Raw genomic sequence first — 15,208 nt, 5'->3', positions numbered from 1 at the left:
TCAGGCGACGACGGTGAACCCGTGCGCCTTGCCGAGAGTGGTGAGCGTGCTCTTACCGGGCGTGCCGTCGGCGTCGCCGCCGGGCTGTGTGCCGCGGTAGCCGAGCCGCTGCTGATAGAGCGAGTAGGCGCTGCGCGTCGCGGTGCCGGCGTGCCCGTCGGCGTACCGGGACGAGAGCAGCCCTTCGGATACGAGGGCGTCCTCGACGTACTCGACCGGGGCGTACGACACGGGCGTGCCCGACTTCGGAGCGTCGGCCTTGAACGCCTTGATCAATTTCGCGAGGCTCACGACCTTCGCCGTCGAGGCGCCCGCGGGCAACTTGAGCTTCCGCCCTGCGCCGAGCTTGTTCGGGTCCTTGATCCCGTTCAAGTCGGCGAGGATCTCCACGGTCGTGCCGTGCGCGGCCGCGATCTCGCCGAGGGTGTCGCCCGCCTCGACGGTGTACGTCGCGCCGGACGATGAACCGCCGCTCGCTGCCTTGTACTTCGGGCGGCCGAATCCGGCGATCTCCCTAACGCCGCGAACGCGACGGGCGCACACGTTCAGCGTGTTGCCCTCGATCGTGTAGACGTAGCCGCCCGACACCGACGTGACGATGCCGACGTGATCGATCTTGCCGATCTCGCTCGAGCCGGCCCAGTCGAAGAACACGATGTCGCCGCGGCGTATACCGCTCTTCGCGATGCCGTTCGTCATGGCGGTCCACTGACCGGCGTTTTTGAACCGCTGCGCGTGCGACACGGTGTACGCGTAGTCGGTGCCGAAGAGCACCGCGTCGCGTTCGCCTGCCTGCGTTGCCCAGTAGGACACCGCGGCGTCGCACCATGCGAAGTTGCCGTTGTAGTCGCTGCCGTTGCGCTCCCGGTACCACTGCTGAATATGGTTCGGCTCGCGCAGCCCGATCGACTTCTCAGCGGCCGCGATCATCCCCTCGCGGCTCATGCGGAATCACCCCCGTCCGCGGTGTCCGCGGCCGCGGCGGCGTCGTCCTGGTCGACGGGGTCGCTCTCGGCCGGCTCGTCGACGGCGAGCTCGGGGCCGGTGTAGTAGCCAGCCATGTCGGGGTTGCCGTGCACCGCGGCGAGTAGCTCGGCCTCGTTGCTGACGGTCGGGCCGTTGCTGGTCCTCTTGAGGTGCTGCGCCTGTTCGTGCTGATCCTCGAGGCGCTCGGGGATCGGGCGTTCCGTGTCGCCCATGGGTGAGCCTCCTATGACTCGTGAGTGGTCGACGTCGCGCCCCCGTCGGTCGAGCTGCCGGGCTCGGCCGCCGGGGGCGCTGTGGCGTCGGGGTAGGTGATGGCCATCACGGGCACGACGAACGCCGGGCCGTAGCCACTGCTCGTCGTACCGATGGCGCGATTGATCTCGTCGGCGGCGTCGAGCGCTGCCGTCAGATCGCCGGTGAGTTGTCCAGGCTCGACGCCGGCGCCGGTCACGTAGTACGCGGCGCGAACGTTGGCGGGGTCGGCAGTCATACGCCGCCCCCGATCAAGCTGCGTACGCGTACGCGAGGATCGCCGCCGCCGAGAACGCCGCGGCGGTGAACGCGCCGGCTGTGACCGTCGGCGGGGTCGTCATGCCGCTGTTCGTCGCACCCATCCCGGGCGCCGTCGAGGCGCCCACGGACAGTCGGCCCTCGCCGAGCAGCGATGGCGGGGTCGTCGCGGCGACCATGACACCGAGGTAGTGCAGACCGGCGTACGTCGTGGTGTACGACGTCGCCGTGCCCGCGGTCGTCTGCGCAATGTTCAGCGTCTTCGCCGTTGCGGCCGCCCATGCCGCCGTTGTCGCGTCGGCGGTTCGGGCGAGCGCGACCCGTGCCGAGTCGAAGAGCGCGAACCACTGGTTCGTGAGCCCTGCCCCGGCTGTGCCGCCTGATACGAACGTGAGGGTCGAGACGACGGCGCCCTTCGGCAGCCACACGGGGACGAGGTACAGCCACCCCGACGTGAGCCCGGAATCGCTGCCGCTGCGCAGCCGCGAACGGCTCTCGTACCTGCCGGGGACGGCGAGCGCATCCTCGAGGGCGCCCTGCGCCGAGTCGTAGGGGCTCGTCTCCGTCGGCGTCGTGCTCGCATCGGCGACGGTTCCGACGTTGCCGTACCGGCGGACGTTCGTCACGGTCGACGTGATGTTGATGCCGACGAGTGTCGTCGCCCGAGTGCGCACGTTGCGGATGACCGGCCGTGCCGTGCCCGTGCTGATCTGCACGCCGTAGCCGGTGAGGGCGTATGCGTCGCAGTCGTCGATCATGACGTCGGTGCCGTCGTAGATGTGGAACCCGTTCGCGCCGCACGCAGTGACCGAGCACTGCGCGACCGTGACGTCGGTCGCCGCCGCGGCCGCCGTCGAGCGGCTGTCGAGCGTCATACCGGCATTCGTCGCGCCGTTCACGTGGCAACCGACCCACCGGCCGCGCCGCGTGCCCAGGGTGCTCCATCCGGTCCCGCCCGAGCCGACGACGGTTACGCCGCGAACCGAGTAGTCCTCGACGCTGATGAGCCGCAGCCCGTTGCCCGCGCACGACTTGATCGTGATGGAGTCGAGTGAGAGCAGCCCGACGAAGCCCGTGTCTTCGCCTTCGACGTGCACCGCGGCGCCGTACGAGCCGCCGCCTACGAACGTCATGTCGCTGATCTCGACCCCGACGAGCGGCTGCGAGCCGGTAATCGTCGGCGAGCTCCCGCCGGCGGGCGTGCGGTGCGATGCCGTCGACGAGTCCAGCGTGCGCACGCGGACACCGCCGCCGCAGTCGCGCATCTGCACGCCTTCGATGACGACGCCTTCCCACGTGTAGGCGCCGATCGCGAACTGCGAGCAGCCCTCGAAGCGGCAGTTCTTCACGCGCACGTCGCGATGCGGCTTGCCCGGCGATGCCGAGTGCGAGCCGATGCCGCGCGGCCATGACGTCGTTCCGGGCGTGCCGGATGGTCCGACCGTGCAGCCATCGATCAGGACGTCGACGCATGGTGTGTCGTCGGCCGGCCCGAAGGCCCCGAAATAGGCGCTGCCCTTGGCGAGGTCGAGCTGAATCGCTTCGCTGAAATCACGCGATCCCGGGTCGATGTATCCGAGGAACGAGCAGCCGGTGATCTTCGCGGTCTTGATCGCGTTGATCTCGATCGCGTGGTAGCCCGGAAGATCCTTAACTGTGACGTCGCGGATCGTGATGTTCTGCGCGTGCCCGAGACTGATGCACATACGGCTCGCCGTGAGCCCGGCAGTCGTCCCCTGCATCTCCCATGTGCCGCCCTCGATGATGATGTCGCCGTGCCCGGTGTAGCCGCCGTACGTCTGGTCGGCGGCACCATTCGTGAGCACGGTCGAGTCGGCTGCGCGGATGAAACGCGCGCCCGGCATGAGGGTGATGCGGGTCTTTCGCCACGTGCGCAGCGGCAGCGTTGCGAGTCGGTAGTCGCCGGGAGGAACGATCACCCAACCCCCGCCGAATGAACAGGCGTCGAGCGCAGCCTGTACGGCCGGCGCATCGTCCGCGACGCCGTCGCCCTTCGCGCCGAACATGGCACGGGGGTTGAAGAGCTTCATGCCGTTGAGGCTGATCTGCCCGGGTACAAAAGTGCCCGGGGTCTCGAGGACTCCCGGGCCGCTGCGGTAGAGCTGCGTATCTCGTTGTGCTGTGCCAGCACCCCAGGACATGCCGCCGTCGGCTGTCTGTCGCCACCGGTCGTACGCGTCGCCTGCCTTGAACGAGGCGAACACAACGTCGTCGGCGTTGACCGCGGACGACTGCACCTTGCCCGTCAACGTGCCGCCGCTCTTGTCGAGCTTCGCCTCGATCTGATCGAGAGCGCCGGTCGACGCTTCGCGCGCCGCGGCGTACCAGCGAACCGGGTTCCCGCCGGCGTCGAGGTACTCGAATTCGATCGCCGTCACGTCGGCGACCTTGAACGTCCGGATCGCGCCCGGCGCGCTGCTGCTCGCCGAGTTGGTCCGAAGCTCGCCGATTGGGGTCGTGCCGTCGGCCTCGTATAGGGCGGTTACAGCCTGCCCGGTACCGGCGACCCGGACGATCACCGGGTAGTCGGGGACGACGTCGCCGGTTTGAGTGGTCAGTACGTCGGCGGGAGTGCCGCCGAAGGTGTAGAGCGCCATAGGGAGCCGCCCCCTTTCAGTCGATCCAGTACGAGCCCGAGACGTTCACCCATGGCGTGCCGGCGGCGGTCGCCCCGTCCTGCGACCACCAAAGGACCGTGCCGGGGTTGCCGAGTGAGCTCGCCGTGCCGACGTCGAGGATCTCGACCTTGCCCGTTCCGATTACGACGTCGCCGGCGAGTGAGGATGTGCCGGCGTACGCGCCGATCTCTTCCTGCGGGATGCAGTCGGCGGGGACCTTTGCGATACCGATGCCGCCGTTCGGGATCACGGTCCCGTCGGTGCGCGCGATGCGGCCGCGCAGCCACACTTGTTTACCGATTCGGCGTACCTGCGGGGTGTAGGTGTCCTCTTGATAGCCGCCCAGGAGCTCGAGCGGCCGCCATGCCGGTAGCGGCTCGTAGATCGTCGCCCACGTGTTCGCGGTCGCCGACGTCTTGACCCATAGAGAGCCGTCCTCGGCCGACACGAACGTGTGCAGCGGGGCGTCGGCGAACGTCGCGTCGCGCTCCGCCTGATCGGCCACATGCTGAATCAGGTGAGGGTCGACGTCCTCGCCGAGCTCGTACAGCGCGCCGGGCCCGACCGGCGCATCGGCGCCGCTCGGGATGCGTAGCTTCGCTCTACCTACTGTCGCCACGGGGGCGCCTCCTTACGAGAACGTGATCGTGATCGTGCCGCCGCTGAACGAGGCGTAGTCGCGGCCGCCGCGGGCGTAGATCGCGAGCCCCTTGCGGGTGCCGCTCGCGAGCTTCGAGCGCCAATCGGCGGGCAGCGTCGCCGTTCCTTTCGCCCCGACGCTGAGCGAGAGCAGCTCGTCGGGCCCCTCGTCGAGGTCGAGGGAGGAAGGGGGCGAGGTGTGGTCGTGCAGGTACAAGTGCATCGGGCGCTTCGCGTTGGCGCCGGCGCCGCGGCGGCGGGTGAACGACACCTTCATTGAGGCGACGGTCTTGCCCGCGCATGCGGCGGCGATCTTGTTGCCGTAGAACCATGCGCCGCGCAGATTCCCGCCCCCGGTGTAGTCCCCTTGGAACGGGTAATCGCGGTAGTCGTCTCGCCGGCCGTTGCGCCACGACCCGGACGAGTTGGCGGTGACCGTCGCAGCCTTCGGCGGCCGCCCGGTCGGGGATGGCGGCGACGGGTCTGTCTCGCTCGCGAGCTGAAAGTACAGCTCGACTTTCCCCTCGCTCGTCTTGCGCACGAACGGCACGGTCGCCTGTTGCCAACCGCCCCCGCTCGGTGCCGCCGTGCCCCACGTTGCGGCGCGTACGACTTGCTCGTCGAGGGCGACCTCGGTTGCGAGCTGCCTGATCGTGTTCTCGTCGTTCGCGCCGGGGTCGTCGCCGAGCCGCCACATCACGACGGGCACGGCGCCCGGCCGGACCGCGACCCAGTCGCCCGCCTTCCTGTTGCGGTAACTGTCGGGGCACGCGACGTCAGTTACGAGCGCGCCGCCGAGACTCAGGTTCACGGTTCCGGCGTCGGTGACGTCGACGACCTCGGCCGACACGGTGCCCGAGCTGCCGCTCGAGGTGCCCGCGCGTGCGAGATCCTCGCCGAGCCGACGCGCTGCGTCCGTCATGAGAGCCTCCGCGCGGTCGTCCTGGTCGTGCACGACATAGAGGCGGCGCCGAGCTCGTACGGGCACGAGTCGACGATGTGGCGCTGCCACGCGCCGGGCCTGATCTCGACCTCGACGACGTCGCCCGGCTCGAGCCCGGGGTGACAGACAGCCGAGAACGAGAGGCTGCTCTGCACGCCGAGTGAGTCGGCGAGCTTCGCCCGGCCGACCGCGTATGCCTGTGCGGTCGAGGTGATGAGCGCCGACGAGTAGCGGTCGACGCGCAGCCGTACCCCGGTGAGCCCGAGACGCTGCGGGGCGAGAGGGTCCTCGATCGGGTCCGGGCCCGCGTAGGTGAGGCTGTTCGGGTCGTCGTCCCAGACGTACACCGGGCCGACTGCGGGCGACCCGTCGCCGCCGTCACCCGAGATCGCCCAGACGTTCACGAGCCCTTCGGAGTTCTGCTCTTCGGCCGGCTCGACGACGGCGAGCCCGTACGGGATGCGCCACGCGACCGGGTCGGCGAGGGTCGGCACCGGGGCGAAGGTGATGACCCCGCGGGCGTCCGCGAACACTTCGCCGCCGAGCGCCGCGGCGATCCCGGTCGCCGTGCCCGAGCTGTCGCTGCCGCTGCTGAGCGCCTGCCAACGGTCCTCGTCGACGACGAACGCCGGCACGGGCGTGCCCTTGTCGATCCCGCTGCGCCACGAAATCGGAGCGTCGGGCAGCGCCTCGCCGACGAGCGCCGGCACGACGCCGGCCGCGGTGTCCGGGCCGATCGTGCGGGTCGTGGGAAACGACGCCGATCTGAGCGCGTCCTCGAGGCCGAGCAGATCGACCGATGCACCGAACCGCGTCCGCCTCGCGCGGTCGACGACATACGAGCCGGCCGGAATCCATTCCGGTTCCATGCGCGGGCCCGCGATCCCCTGCCACAGCCGTACGCGTGTGGCGACGGAGTTGATCCCGTCGCGGCCGAACGGCACGTCGAGTAGATCAGCGCTGCCGCTGTACCGGCATTCGGCGTTGCGGTCCGGCGTCACCTTTGCGTCGCCGACACGAGACTCGACCCATGTGCGGCCGCCATCGTTGGACCACATCGCCCGCTTCGGCCGCCGAGCCGAGCGCAGCAGCGCCTCGTACGCCGCCGACGAAACGGGCAACATCAGGTGACCCCGTTCGTCGACAGCGACGCCCACGAGCTGTAGCTCGCGGCGACCGCGTCCCAACTCGCGAATTGCGCGGCGACCTTGTCCCACGACCACGACGGCAGCCGCATCGACTGCCCGGCAGTCGCCGGACGCTCGAGCGGCTCGATCGTGAACCCGAACCGGTACCCCTCGGACGAGCCGAGCTTCCCGGTCGGTGTCGGGCCGCTGATATCTGCGGGCACACAGAACGCGTCACGGGTGAGGTAGCCGGGGCGCACCTGCGCGAGCAGCACCCCGGAACGCAGCAGTGCGCGTACCTGGTCGACCCGCTCGGGCGGTACGTCGATCGTGACCTGCGCGACCTCGGCGCCGTGCTCGTCGTACGCGAGTGTCCGCCATGGCGAGCCGCTCACCTCGACCGCATCCTGCCGCCCCGCCGACGAGGGACCGGGCCAGTCGACGAGCATGCAACGCAGCGACAGCGACGGCTCGTCGAGGCTCTTGAGCCACAGATCGTTGTCGTCGCCCGGCTCGGGCGCCGGCACCGTGACCGACAGACTCGACGAAGGCCCGGTGCTGCCGTCCTCGTAGACCGCGGTCGCGGTGTAGATGACCGGCACGCCGAGCGGCGCTTCGTGATCGTAGGCAGTCCCGACGCCCTCGATCGCGTACGCCGCATCGGCGCTGCGCACCGGTACCGGCGCGGCCGCGCCCGGGTCCTGCCGGACGATGCGCACGCGCCGGACGTCGACGGCGTCGTCGAGCGCCGTGCCCGCGGTGTAGTTCACCGAGAGCACGACGCCCGCCCACGTCTCGTCGACGAGCGCCGCGAACCATCCGTCGGGCGAGGTCACCCGATCCGGCGGCGTCACGTGCGGCGCACTCGGGTCGACGATCATCGGCATCGGGTTACCTCCGTTTCACGCCGGCTCGGCTGCGGCTGCGCACGTCACTCATGCCGGCGTCGACGCGTGTGTCGACATAGGCGTCGAGCTGCGTGCCGTCCGCGAGGATGAGCGCGAGCTGTTGCCCTTGCTGCAACCCGGCCGCGGGTGCTGTCTGCGAGGCGACCGGCACGGGGACCGCTGCGGCCGCCATACGGACCGACGCGCGGTCGATCTGCGGCAGGGTGTCGACCATGCCGCCGACGAGCCCGGCGCCGACCTGCGAGCCGACTGCATGGGTCACCCTCGACGGCGACTTGATCTTGAGCTCGCGTTTGATCGACTTGACCATGCCCGAGCCGAGTTTGTTCATCTGCTTTTGCAGCTCGGCCTCTTGAGCCTGTAGGCCCGTGAGGAACCCCTTACCGGCCTTCGAGCCGGCGTCGTACATGGCGTCAGCCATGGTCTTTCCGTACGACGTCGACAGCGACGAGCCGCTCTTCGCGAGGCTGTTGAGCTGTTTGATCTGCCCGGCGCTTGCGCCTGAGACGAGCCGGGCGAGGTCGCTGTCGGGGCCCGCGGCGACGAGCTGCGAGATCAGCGACTGCGAGACTCCCTTCTTCGACGCCGTCTTGATCTGCCCTTGGAACGACTTGAGGGACTGCTGCCGGGTCTGCATGCCGGCGATCAGGTCCCCGACCGACGTCGGGTTGCTGATCTGCGAGAGCCCGATGTAGTCGCTCGCGTTCTTCTTCTGGTCGGTGTACGACTGCTTCGCCGCGGCGTACTTGCTGCCGACCGCGTCCCGTTCCTTGGCGAGCTGTTGCAGCCGCGTCGACGTCTTGGACGCCTGCGACGCGAGCCCCTTGCCGGCGCCGCCTGCCGCCTTGAGATCGACCGCGAGGTTCTTCGCAGCCGTCTTGATCTGTGCGGCGCTGCCCGTGAGTGACTTCGTGAACGACTTGAGGTCGCCCGGGATTTCCTTCCTGGCTCGCGTCCTGGTCGTGCCCTTCGCGAACCCTCGGGCTGTGAGCCCGGCCGCCATCCGAACCGACGTCGGGCTGTCGTAGACCGTCTCGCCGCCCTTGAAGCGGATGAGTTCGGGCCCTTCCTCACCGACCCATGCGAGTTCGCCCGCCTTCGGCTTGCCGCCGCTCGCGTAGCCGCCGGCCCGGTTGTACGCCTTCGAGAGCGAGCCATACGCGGAGAGTGCGTACCGCATGCTCGCGTAGATGTTGGCGAGCGGGTCGTAGATCCCGCGGCCGCGCAACTTCCCGGCGTACGCGTTGAACGTCGAGCCGATCGTCTGCATCAACCCGCGCGATGGGTCGCCCGCCTTCGCGTTCGAGTCCCAATTGTTGATGGCGCGCGGGTTGCCGCCGCTCTCTTGATTCATGCGGCGCAACACGGTGTTGAGCAGCGATGCCGGCTGACCGACCATCTTGAGTGCTTGCAGCACGACGGACGTCCAGCGCTTCACGCCCGAGCCCCCGACCGGACCGGACCCGCCGCCCCCGAAGTCGAGGAACTTCGATACGAGCGACTTGATCCCGTCGACCGCGATCTTCGGCACGGCGCCGATCGCCTTACCGAAGGGCCCTCCCGTGATCCCGCCGAGCTTGTTGAGGATCGGCCGGAAGATCAGGCCCATAGCCTTGCTCGGGTCGGTCATGAAATCGGCCGCCGTCTTGATGGCGCCGCCGACCGACTTCGCCTTGTCGACCGTCCAGTCGACGGCGTCGGAACCCCATCCCTTGACGGTCCCGATCACGCCGCCGTCGGCCATCAGTTGAGAGCCGGCGGCCGCGTGCAGTGCAAGCGCCCGCTTGCGGTACCGCGGGTCGGTCGGAATCACGAACTCGGGATGAGCCGGGTTGCCCTCGCCGACGATCGCGGTCGGCGAGTTGTAAACGCCTGGCTCGGGCCCGAGTGTGCCGCCCTGAGCGAGCAGCTTCACTTTCTTGAGCTTGTGCTTATCGAGCCCGACCCATCCCGCAATGGCGTTCCAGGCTTTTAGCAGACCGCCGTTCCACACCGTGCCCAAAACGAAATTCACGGGCGCTTTCGCGGCGTTCTCTATTCCCTTCCAGGCTTTCGCGACGGCGTCCTTCGCCGTGCGGAAGCTGCCGCCGATGGTGCCGACCGTTGACTTCAGGGCGGAAAAAACGGGCTTGATCCCGTTCCGCCAGACCGAAGAGATCAGCGACGACGCCCCGGACATGGCCGGACGGATGGCGTTGTTGTACAGCCACGAGAACGCCGGGCCGAGGGTGCCTCGCAGGAACGAGGCGATCGGCCGCAGTACGGCCATGACGCCGCGGCTCACGCCCGAAACGACACTGCTGATCCCGGACATGGCGGGGCGTACGGCGTGGTTGTACAGCCACGAAAACGCGATACCGAGCGTCTTGCGGACGACTGCGGCGCCGACCTCGAGAATCGGTCGGATGATCGACATGGCGACCGAGATCGCCGTGCGGATACCCGACATGGCAGGCGAGATCGCGTTCGTCCAGAGCCACATGAAGGCGCCGCCGACTGCCGTCGCCACGGTGGCGACACCGCTGCCGAAGGCGACCACTGCGCCGACGACCGACGACAGGACGCTGATCGCTGTACCGAGCACGGCGAACACCGCGGAGAACACGGGCCCGATCAAGTTGATCAGGACCGGAACCACGACCCCGATGATCTTCGCCGCCATCTGGCCGAGCCACGACGTCACGGTCGTCACGACGGCGATCACCGGCTGCGCCCGAGTGACGAGCTCGCCGAGCTTCGCGCCGATCATCTGAACGGCCGGAACGGCGCGCTGCTGGATGAACGCCGAGACGCTGCTGAGGATCGGGCCGACGGCGGTCGCGAGCGCCGCGTAGACCTTCATCGCGGCCGGCCACACGGTCCCGATCAGGACTGCGCCGACCTTCGAGAGCAGCCCGTAGACGAATTGCAGCGACGTCCCGAGAGCCGAGCCGAGCGCGGGCACGAGCTGCCCGGAGATCACAGAGCCGACGCCCGCGAACGCCGGCAGCACAGTCCCGCGCAGGGTGCTCGCGACGTTGCTGAATGCCGGGCCGAGGGTGTCGCGGACTGTCGTGCCGGCGTTCGTGATCGCCGACGTGAAAGGGGCGAGCTTGTCGCCCCCGGCGAGCGTCGAGAACAGACCGCCGACGACGTCCTTCGCCTTGCCGAGCGCGGGACTGACGACGCGCGAGACGACCGAGCCGAGCTTTTCCAGGGGCGGCAGCACGTAGCCGCCGATGAACGTCACGAGCCCTTGCTGAGCGGTGCGCTTGAACGACTCGATACGGCTCGAGGCGTTGTCGTGCAGGGTGTCGCCCATGCGCTTCGCAGCGCCGCCCACCTTGCCGAGGGCGCCCTCGGCCTTGCTCGGGTCGAGGGAATAGAGGCTCTGCTGTAGATCCTCGGCCTTCGTGCCGAAGAGCTGCACCGCGACTTGCGACCGCTTAACCGGGTCGGGAATCTTCCGCAGCCGGTCGAGGACCGTGTCGAGTGCCTTGCCTGCCTGCGGTCCGCCCTTCGCGAAGGTCGTCGCCATCTGGTCGGCCGAAAGGCCGATCGCGTCGAACCCTTGCTTCGTGCTGTCCGAGCCGTCCTTCGCCCGGATCGCGAATTCCTTGAGCGCGTCGGCGACCGTGTCGCTATCGCGCGCGCCTGCCTTAAGTCCCTGTGTCAGCAGCCCGATTGACTGCTGCCCCGTCAATCCGAGGTCGCGGAACTGAGTGGAATACTCATTCAGGGTGTCGAGCAGATCCTCGCTTTTGTCGGCCCCTGTCTGGAACCCGCGAGTGATCAGGTCGAATGCCTGCTTACCGTCCTTCGCAAGCCCGTTCCTGATGAGCTGCCCGGCAGCCTTCGCCGACTCGCCTACGTCGGCGTCGAAGGTCTCGGCGAGATTGAGCGCCGACTTTGAGAGCGCAGCGAGATCCTTCTTAGGGGCGTTGACCGCGGCGACGCCGTTCTGCGCGAGTGCCTTAAGCGATGCGTTGACCTCGTCGACGCTCTCGCCGTAGCCCTTCGCGTAGACGCTGCCGGCGACCTTGCCGAGCCGGCCGCTTTCCTTCTCGGAGAGGCCGAGCTGCGCGGCTAGCTTGTCGTTGCTCTTCTCCTGCGCGAGGGCGTCCGAGAACCCCTTCGCGAAGAGTGCGGCGCCGGCGACGGCGACCGCAGCCATGCCGCCTTTGAGCGCCCCGCCGATCCCGCCGAGGATGCCTTTACCGGCGCCGCCGCCCGCGTCGCCGCCGGCGTTGGTCATGGGCTGTGTGACCGCGGTACGCAGCCGTCCCTCTTGCCGGCTCATCTGCCGGTCGAGCTCGGGACCGAACCGGCTCATCTCCGGAACGATTGAGACGTAGCCGACGCCGACCTCGACCGGCATGCGGGATCACCCCTTTCCGGGGATGAGCTGAGAGTTCAGCCGCTCGTACGCGTCTCGGGCCTTCGCCCGGCGCTCTTCCTCGGCGGCCGCTGTGTCCTCGGGCGGCGGGTCGCCCGGCCGCCATCCCGGCTCGGGGAGGGGCATCGGATTGGGGTACTTCTTCGGGTCGCGGTGCGCGTTGGCGAACTGCGTGACCAGCAAGGCGAGTAGGTCGACCGTGTCCTGCGTCGCGTAGTCCGCGTGCTGCCAGTCGTGGCCGTTCTCCGCGCGTGCGGTCGCCGAGTTGGGCGGAAGCTGCTCGACCATGACGCGCAGCAGCCGCAGCGTGATCTCGCCCTTCCAGAACGCCGCGAGGGGACCGCCCCGGCCGTATCCCGGGTAGTGGTGGATGAGGTCCGCCTCGACGGCCTCGGGGTTGTCCCCGAGGACGTCGAGCACGGTGTAGACGAGGGGCTCGTCGAGCTCGGTGTCGAGCTGGCTGCCGTCCTCGCCTACTTCCGTGTAGGGCGGTGCCGGCCGAGGGTGTCCTGCATCTCAGACCGGGCCGCGACGTAGACGAGCATGAGTGAGTTCGCGTCGCCGCCGCTCTTCATGAAGTCGTCGTATGCCTCGCCGAGCAGAACGTGCGCCTTGCCGACGTCGCCCTCGGCGGCGTCGATCTGCCGGGCGAGGTCGTCCTCGGTGAAGAGCGGGTGCGGGAAGGTGAACACCTTCCCGTCGTCGGTCTCGACCTCGACGAGCTCGCCGCCGACCGCTTCGGCATACGAGCGCTTGACGGCGGACAGCTTGAACCGGGCGCGGTTGGGCTTCGACATGATCGTGCTCTCTTCCTTGGGTGAGCTGCGGGTGAGCATGCGAAGGGCGAGGGACGGAGGGGCTCACCCAGAACCGCCGTCCCTCGCCCGATCGGGGGGAAAGGTCAGCCGCCCGCGGGCGGCTCCGGCGGCGCAAACGCTCGCCATCCCGGACCGTCGACCCAGTTCGAGCACGGCGTTTTGAGCACCGGATCGCGGTACGCGGTGAACGTCACCGGCCGCTGCGTCTCCGTCGAGCGCGCCCACTGCTCGTCGTCTCGCGAAGTCAGCCGGGCGCGCGGGAAGAACTTCACGACGTAGATCTCTGCGCCGCTGTCGTTGTAGTCGAGCCCGATGCACAGCAGCCGCCGATACGGGTTCTTCGGCGTCGCCGGCCGGGCCCACGACCACGCCTCGCCGATCGCCGGCAGCGCGTCCGTGCCCGACAGGGGCAGCCCCTCGAAGAGCGCGACGGTCGCCTGATTGGTTTCCTGCGGCGCGTACTGCACCGTGAGAACGTCCGATTCGACGTCGGACCGCGTCGGCTCGACCGACTGCGAGCTCGTCACATCGGTCATGGACAGATCGCCCGTGAACGTCAACCCGTCGTCGGTGGTGTAGCCGACCGGCACATAGCCGGCCGGCAGCGCCGCGAGAGCGCCGTCGGCCGCGGCGAACGGCGCCGTCACGGCGGCCGCTGTGTAGTCCGCGGCGTAAACGGCCTGCATGAGCTGCTTGCGGATGTAGTCGTTCCTGAGCCCGTCCTCGAGGACCGGCGGGGTCGGTGTGGACATGCGTCCCTCCATGGAGAAACCCCCGGCCGCGGTGCGGTCCGGGGGTGGCTGTCGGGGGCGGGTGAGCCCGTATTCAGGGGGTGAGGCGCTTGCCCCGCAGCGATACCTCGACGGCGAGGGCGTACCGCGGCGACGACGACTCGGGGTCGGGCAACTCATTGGGCCCGCCGACCTCGTCGACGTCGTACGCGGTCGCGCCGCGCCATCCGGGGAGGGCGAGCAGCAGCGCCCGCGTGATCTGCATGAGGTCGTGCGCCGCCTCGTCGGTGGCGCCCCAGCAATGGACGTCGAGCCGCGGCCGGTCCGTGACGACGTCCACCTGCGCGCCGCCGATGCGCGTCAAGCGCACGAAGCGAGCGGGGCGGGGGTTCGGCACGCGGGTGCCGACGTGCACCGGCTGCCCGTGAGCGGCGAGCGCTCCCCGTAGGTAGTCGGCGACGATCGCCGCGGCGTCCGGGAAGACGATCGCCGCGGGCATCAGTCGGCGCCCCGCGCCCCGTCGAGTCCGCGCAGCAGCGCCGCCCGGGACACCTCGGGGTCACTCGTCGAGTAGTCGCCGATGACCGCCCCGCGTACGCGCTTGTCGTCGGTCTCGACGTCGACCCTGAACTGCCCGTCGGCCGTGCTCGCCGCCGATGCGGCGCTCTCGGCTGCCCGGGTCTTGCGCTCGATCAGGGCGCGCGTCTGCGGCGTCTTGAGGAACGTCGCGATGTTGCGGCGGTTGGGCCGAAACGAAGCTCGAGCCATGGTCACCCCTCGACTGTCTTGAGCCGGATTTCGTAGTGATGCAGCTCGGCCGGTTCGTACGCCGGGCCCGGTGGCCCGATCACCTCGAAGTCGAGCTCGCCCCAGTGCACGCGCGCCTCGCCGCGCACCGTGAGCGGGTCGCCCGCGGTGTCGTACGGGTTGCAGAGCATGAGCCATTCGCCGATCTGAGCGTTCCGCCCGTCGGTGTCCTCGGCCCCGGTGTTCTGCTGCAACCACGCGGCGACGGCGGTGTGCGTCGAGCTCGTCCAGTCGTCGACTTCGTTGCCGTAGCGGTCCGTTGTCCGGGCCGGCTGCTCGACGTCGACGAGGTGCGGCAGCAGATCGTCACCGATCACAGCGGCCGCCCCCAACACGGCACATCAGGGCGCCATCCGGGCAGCCCCTCGTCGCGCAGCTCGATCGAGTACGCGGCGTCGGCGTCCGGGTCGTCGAGCGTCTCGGGCTGCAACAGGGCGATCTCGTCCTCGGTGAGATACAGACCGCCGTTCTCGCCGAGCGTCTCGGCGTACTGCCCGATGCTGCGCTGCCGGTACCCGCCCGGGTTCGCCATGACCCGGCGCGCGACGGCGACCGCGATCGCCTTGAGCGTCGCCGGGTCCGGCTCGTACCCGCTCGGGATGTGCCGGCGCATGAGCGCCGACGCGTCGTCGAGGTACGCCTCGACCTGCGCCCGCTTCGCCCCGGCGAGGGTGACGCCGGCGCGCGCCTCGTAGTCCTCGACCGTCGCGAACGGGGGCACTGC

At 69.3% G+C, this 15,208-nt stretch carries 16 protein-coding genes; all 16 read right to left on the bottom strand.

The genetic code is table 11. The features are described from left to right. The gene (locus DMA15_RS12760; protein ID WP_125512889.1) at positions 1-945 is read right to left on the bottom strand and encodes a LysM peptidoglycan-binding domain-containing protein; all 945 of its coding nucleotides are present in this window, start codon (positions 943-945) and stop codon (positions 1-3) included. Next, positions 942-1,199 carry a hypothetical protein gene (locus DMA15_RS36635; RefSeq protein WP_164551747.1) on the bottom strand — a complete coding sequence of 86 codons (258 nt, stop codon included), beginning with the start codon at positions 1,197-1,199 and terminating at the stop codon, positions 942-944. Before DMA15_RS36635 ends, DMA15_RS12760 begins: the two co-directional genes overlap by 4 nt. A gap of 11 nt (positions 1,200-1,210) precedes the next feature. Continuing rightward, positions 1,211-1,477 carry a hypothetical protein gene (locus DMA15_RS12755; RefSeq protein WP_125512888.1) on the bottom strand — a complete coding sequence of 89 codons (267 nt, stop codon included), beginning with the start codon at positions 1,475-1,477 and terminating at the stop codon, positions 1,211-1,213. A 13-nt stretch (positions 1,478-1,490) separates the two neighbouring features. Beyond that, positions 1,491-4,115 (bottom strand): right-handed parallel beta-helix repeat-containing protein, encoded by a 2,625-nt coding sequence (locus DMA15_RS12750; RefSeq protein WP_125512887.1) that lies wholly within the window; start codon positions 4,113-4,115, stop codon positions 1,491-1,493. A gap of 16 nt (positions 4,116-4,131) precedes the next feature. Then, a complete protein-coding gene (locus DMA15_RS12745) occupies positions 4,132-4,755 on the bottom strand; it encodes a hypothetical protein (RefSeq protein ID WP_125512886.1) in 624 nt (207 codons plus the stop codon). 12 nt (positions 4,756-4,767) lie between these two features. Beyond that, positions 4,768-5,697, bottom strand: coding sequence for a hypothetical protein (locus DMA15_RS12740; protein ID WP_125512885.1), 930 nt, complete (start codon positions 5,695-5,697; stop codon positions 4,768-4,770). After that, a complete protein-coding gene (locus DMA15_RS12735) occupies positions 5,694-6,842 on the bottom strand; it encodes a phage tail protein (RefSeq protein ID WP_125512884.1) in 1,149 nt (382 codons plus the stop codon). The genes DMA15_RS12740 and DMA15_RS12735 overlap by 4 nt, the downstream gene beginning before the upstream one ends. Beyond that, complete coding sequence (locus DMA15_RS12730; protein ID WP_125512883.1) at positions 6,842-7,732, bottom strand: hypothetical protein; 891 nt, start codon at positions 7,730-7,732, stop codon at positions 6,842-6,844. The genes DMA15_RS12735 and DMA15_RS12730 overlap by 1 nt, the downstream gene beginning before the upstream one ends. 4 nt (positions 7,733-7,736) lie before the next feature. Beyond that, a complete protein-coding gene (locus DMA15_RS12725) occupies positions 7,737-12,110 on the bottom strand; it encodes a phage tail tape measure protein (protein WP_125512882.1) in 4,374 nt (1,457 codons plus the stop codon). A gap of 6 nt (positions 12,111-12,116) precedes the next feature. After that, on the bottom strand, positions 12,117-12,548 hold the full coding sequence (locus tag DMA15_RS12720) for a hypothetical protein (protein WP_125512881.1): 432 nt from the start codon (positions 12,546-12,548) through the stop codon (positions 12,117-12,119). Between the two features lie 53 nt (positions 12,549-12,601). Then, complete coding sequence (locus tag DMA15_RS12715; RefSeq protein ID WP_125512880.1) at positions 12,602-12,925, bottom strand: hypothetical protein; 324 nt, start codon at positions 12,923-12,925, stop codon at positions 12,602-12,604. Between the two features lie 104 nt (positions 12,926-13,029). Further along, complete coding sequence (locus tag DMA15_RS12710; protein ID WP_125512879.1) at positions 13,030-13,698, bottom strand: phage tail protein; 669 nt, start codon at positions 13,696-13,698, stop codon at positions 13,030-13,032. Between the two features lie 73 nt (positions 13,699-13,771). Beyond that, positions 13,772-14,176 carry a hypothetical protein gene (locus DMA15_RS12705; RefSeq protein WP_125512878.1) on the bottom strand — a complete coding sequence of 135 codons (405 nt, stop codon included), beginning with the start codon at positions 14,174-14,176 and terminating at the stop codon, positions 13,772-13,774. Beyond that, a complete protein-coding gene (locus DMA15_RS12700; protein WP_125512877.1) occupies positions 14,176-14,445 on the bottom strand; it encodes a hypothetical protein in 270 nt (89 codons plus the stop codon). The genes DMA15_RS12705 and DMA15_RS12700 overlap by 1 nt, the downstream gene beginning before the upstream one ends. A gap of 2 nt (positions 14,446-14,447) precedes the next feature. Beyond that, positions 14,448-14,801: a hypothetical protein gene (locus tag DMA15_RS12695; RefSeq protein WP_125512876.1), complete on the bottom strand. Its 354-nt coding sequence runs from the start codon at positions 14,799-14,801 to the stop codon at positions 14,448-14,450. Continuing rightward, complete coding sequence (locus DMA15_RS12690) at positions 14,798-15,205, bottom strand: hypothetical protein (protein ID WP_125512875.1); 408 nt, start codon at positions 15,203-15,205, stop codon at positions 14,798-14,800. The genes DMA15_RS12695 and DMA15_RS12690 overlap by 4 nt, the downstream gene beginning before the upstream one ends. Positions 15,206-15,208: the final 3 nt, after the last annotated feature.

Origin of the sequence: Streptomyces sp. WAC 01529 (assembly GCF_003945545.1) — a bacterium.
Taxonomy (GTDB): Bacteria; Actinomycetota; Actinomycetes; order Streptomycetales; family Streptomycetaceae; genus Streptomyces; species Streptomyces anatolicus.
This window is presented reverse-complemented; position numbering and strand designations above follow the sequence as displayed.

Coding starts and splice junctions, on each gene's coding strand:
- DMA15_RS12760 (WP_125512889.1), bottom strand. CDS start 945: ATGAGCCGCGAGGGGATGATCGCGGCCGCTGAGAAGTCGATCGGGCTG.
- DMA15_RS36635 (WP_164551747.1), bottom strand. CDS start 1,199: ATGGGCGACACGGAACGCCCGATCCCCGAGCGCCTCGAGGATCAGCAC.
- DMA15_RS12755 (WP_125512888.1), bottom strand. CDS start 1,477: ATGACTGCCGACCCCGCCAACGTTCGCGCCGCGTACTACGTGACCGGC.
- DMA15_RS12750 (WP_125512887.1), bottom strand. CDS start 4,115: ATGGCGCTCTACACCTTCGGCGGCACTCCCGCCGACGTACTGACCACT.
- DMA15_RS12740 (WP_125512885.1), bottom strand. CDS start 5,697: ATGACGGACGCAGCGCGTCGGCTCGGCGAGGATCTCGCACGCGCGGGC.
- DMA15_RS12735 (WP_125512884.1), bottom strand. CDS start 6,842: ATGTTGCCCGTTTCGTCGGCGGCGTACGAGGCGCTGCTGCGCTCGGCT.
- DMA15_RS12730 (WP_125512883.1), bottom strand. CDS start 7,732: ATGCCGATGATCGTCGACCCGAGTGCGCCGCACGTGACGCCGCCGGAT.
- DMA15_RS12725 (WP_125512882.1), bottom strand. CDS start 12,110: ATGCCGGTCGAGGTCGGCGTCGGCTACGTCTCAATCGTTCCGGAGATG.
- DMA15_RS12715 (WP_125512880.1), bottom strand. CDS start 12,925: ATGTCGAAGCCCAACCGCGCCCGGTTCAAGCTGTCCGCCGTCAAGCGC.
- DMA15_RS12710 (WP_125512879.1), bottom strand. CDS start 13,698: ATGTCCACACCGACCCCGCCGGTCCTCGAGGACGGGCTCAGGAACGAC.
- DMA15_RS12705 (WP_125512878.1), bottom strand. CDS start 14,176: ATGCCCGCGGCGATCGTCTTCCCGGACGCCGCGGCGATCGTCGCCGAC.
- DMA15_RS12700 (WP_125512877.1), bottom strand. CDS start 14,445: ATGGCTCGAGCTTCGTTTCGGCCCAACCGCCGCAACATCGCGACGTTC.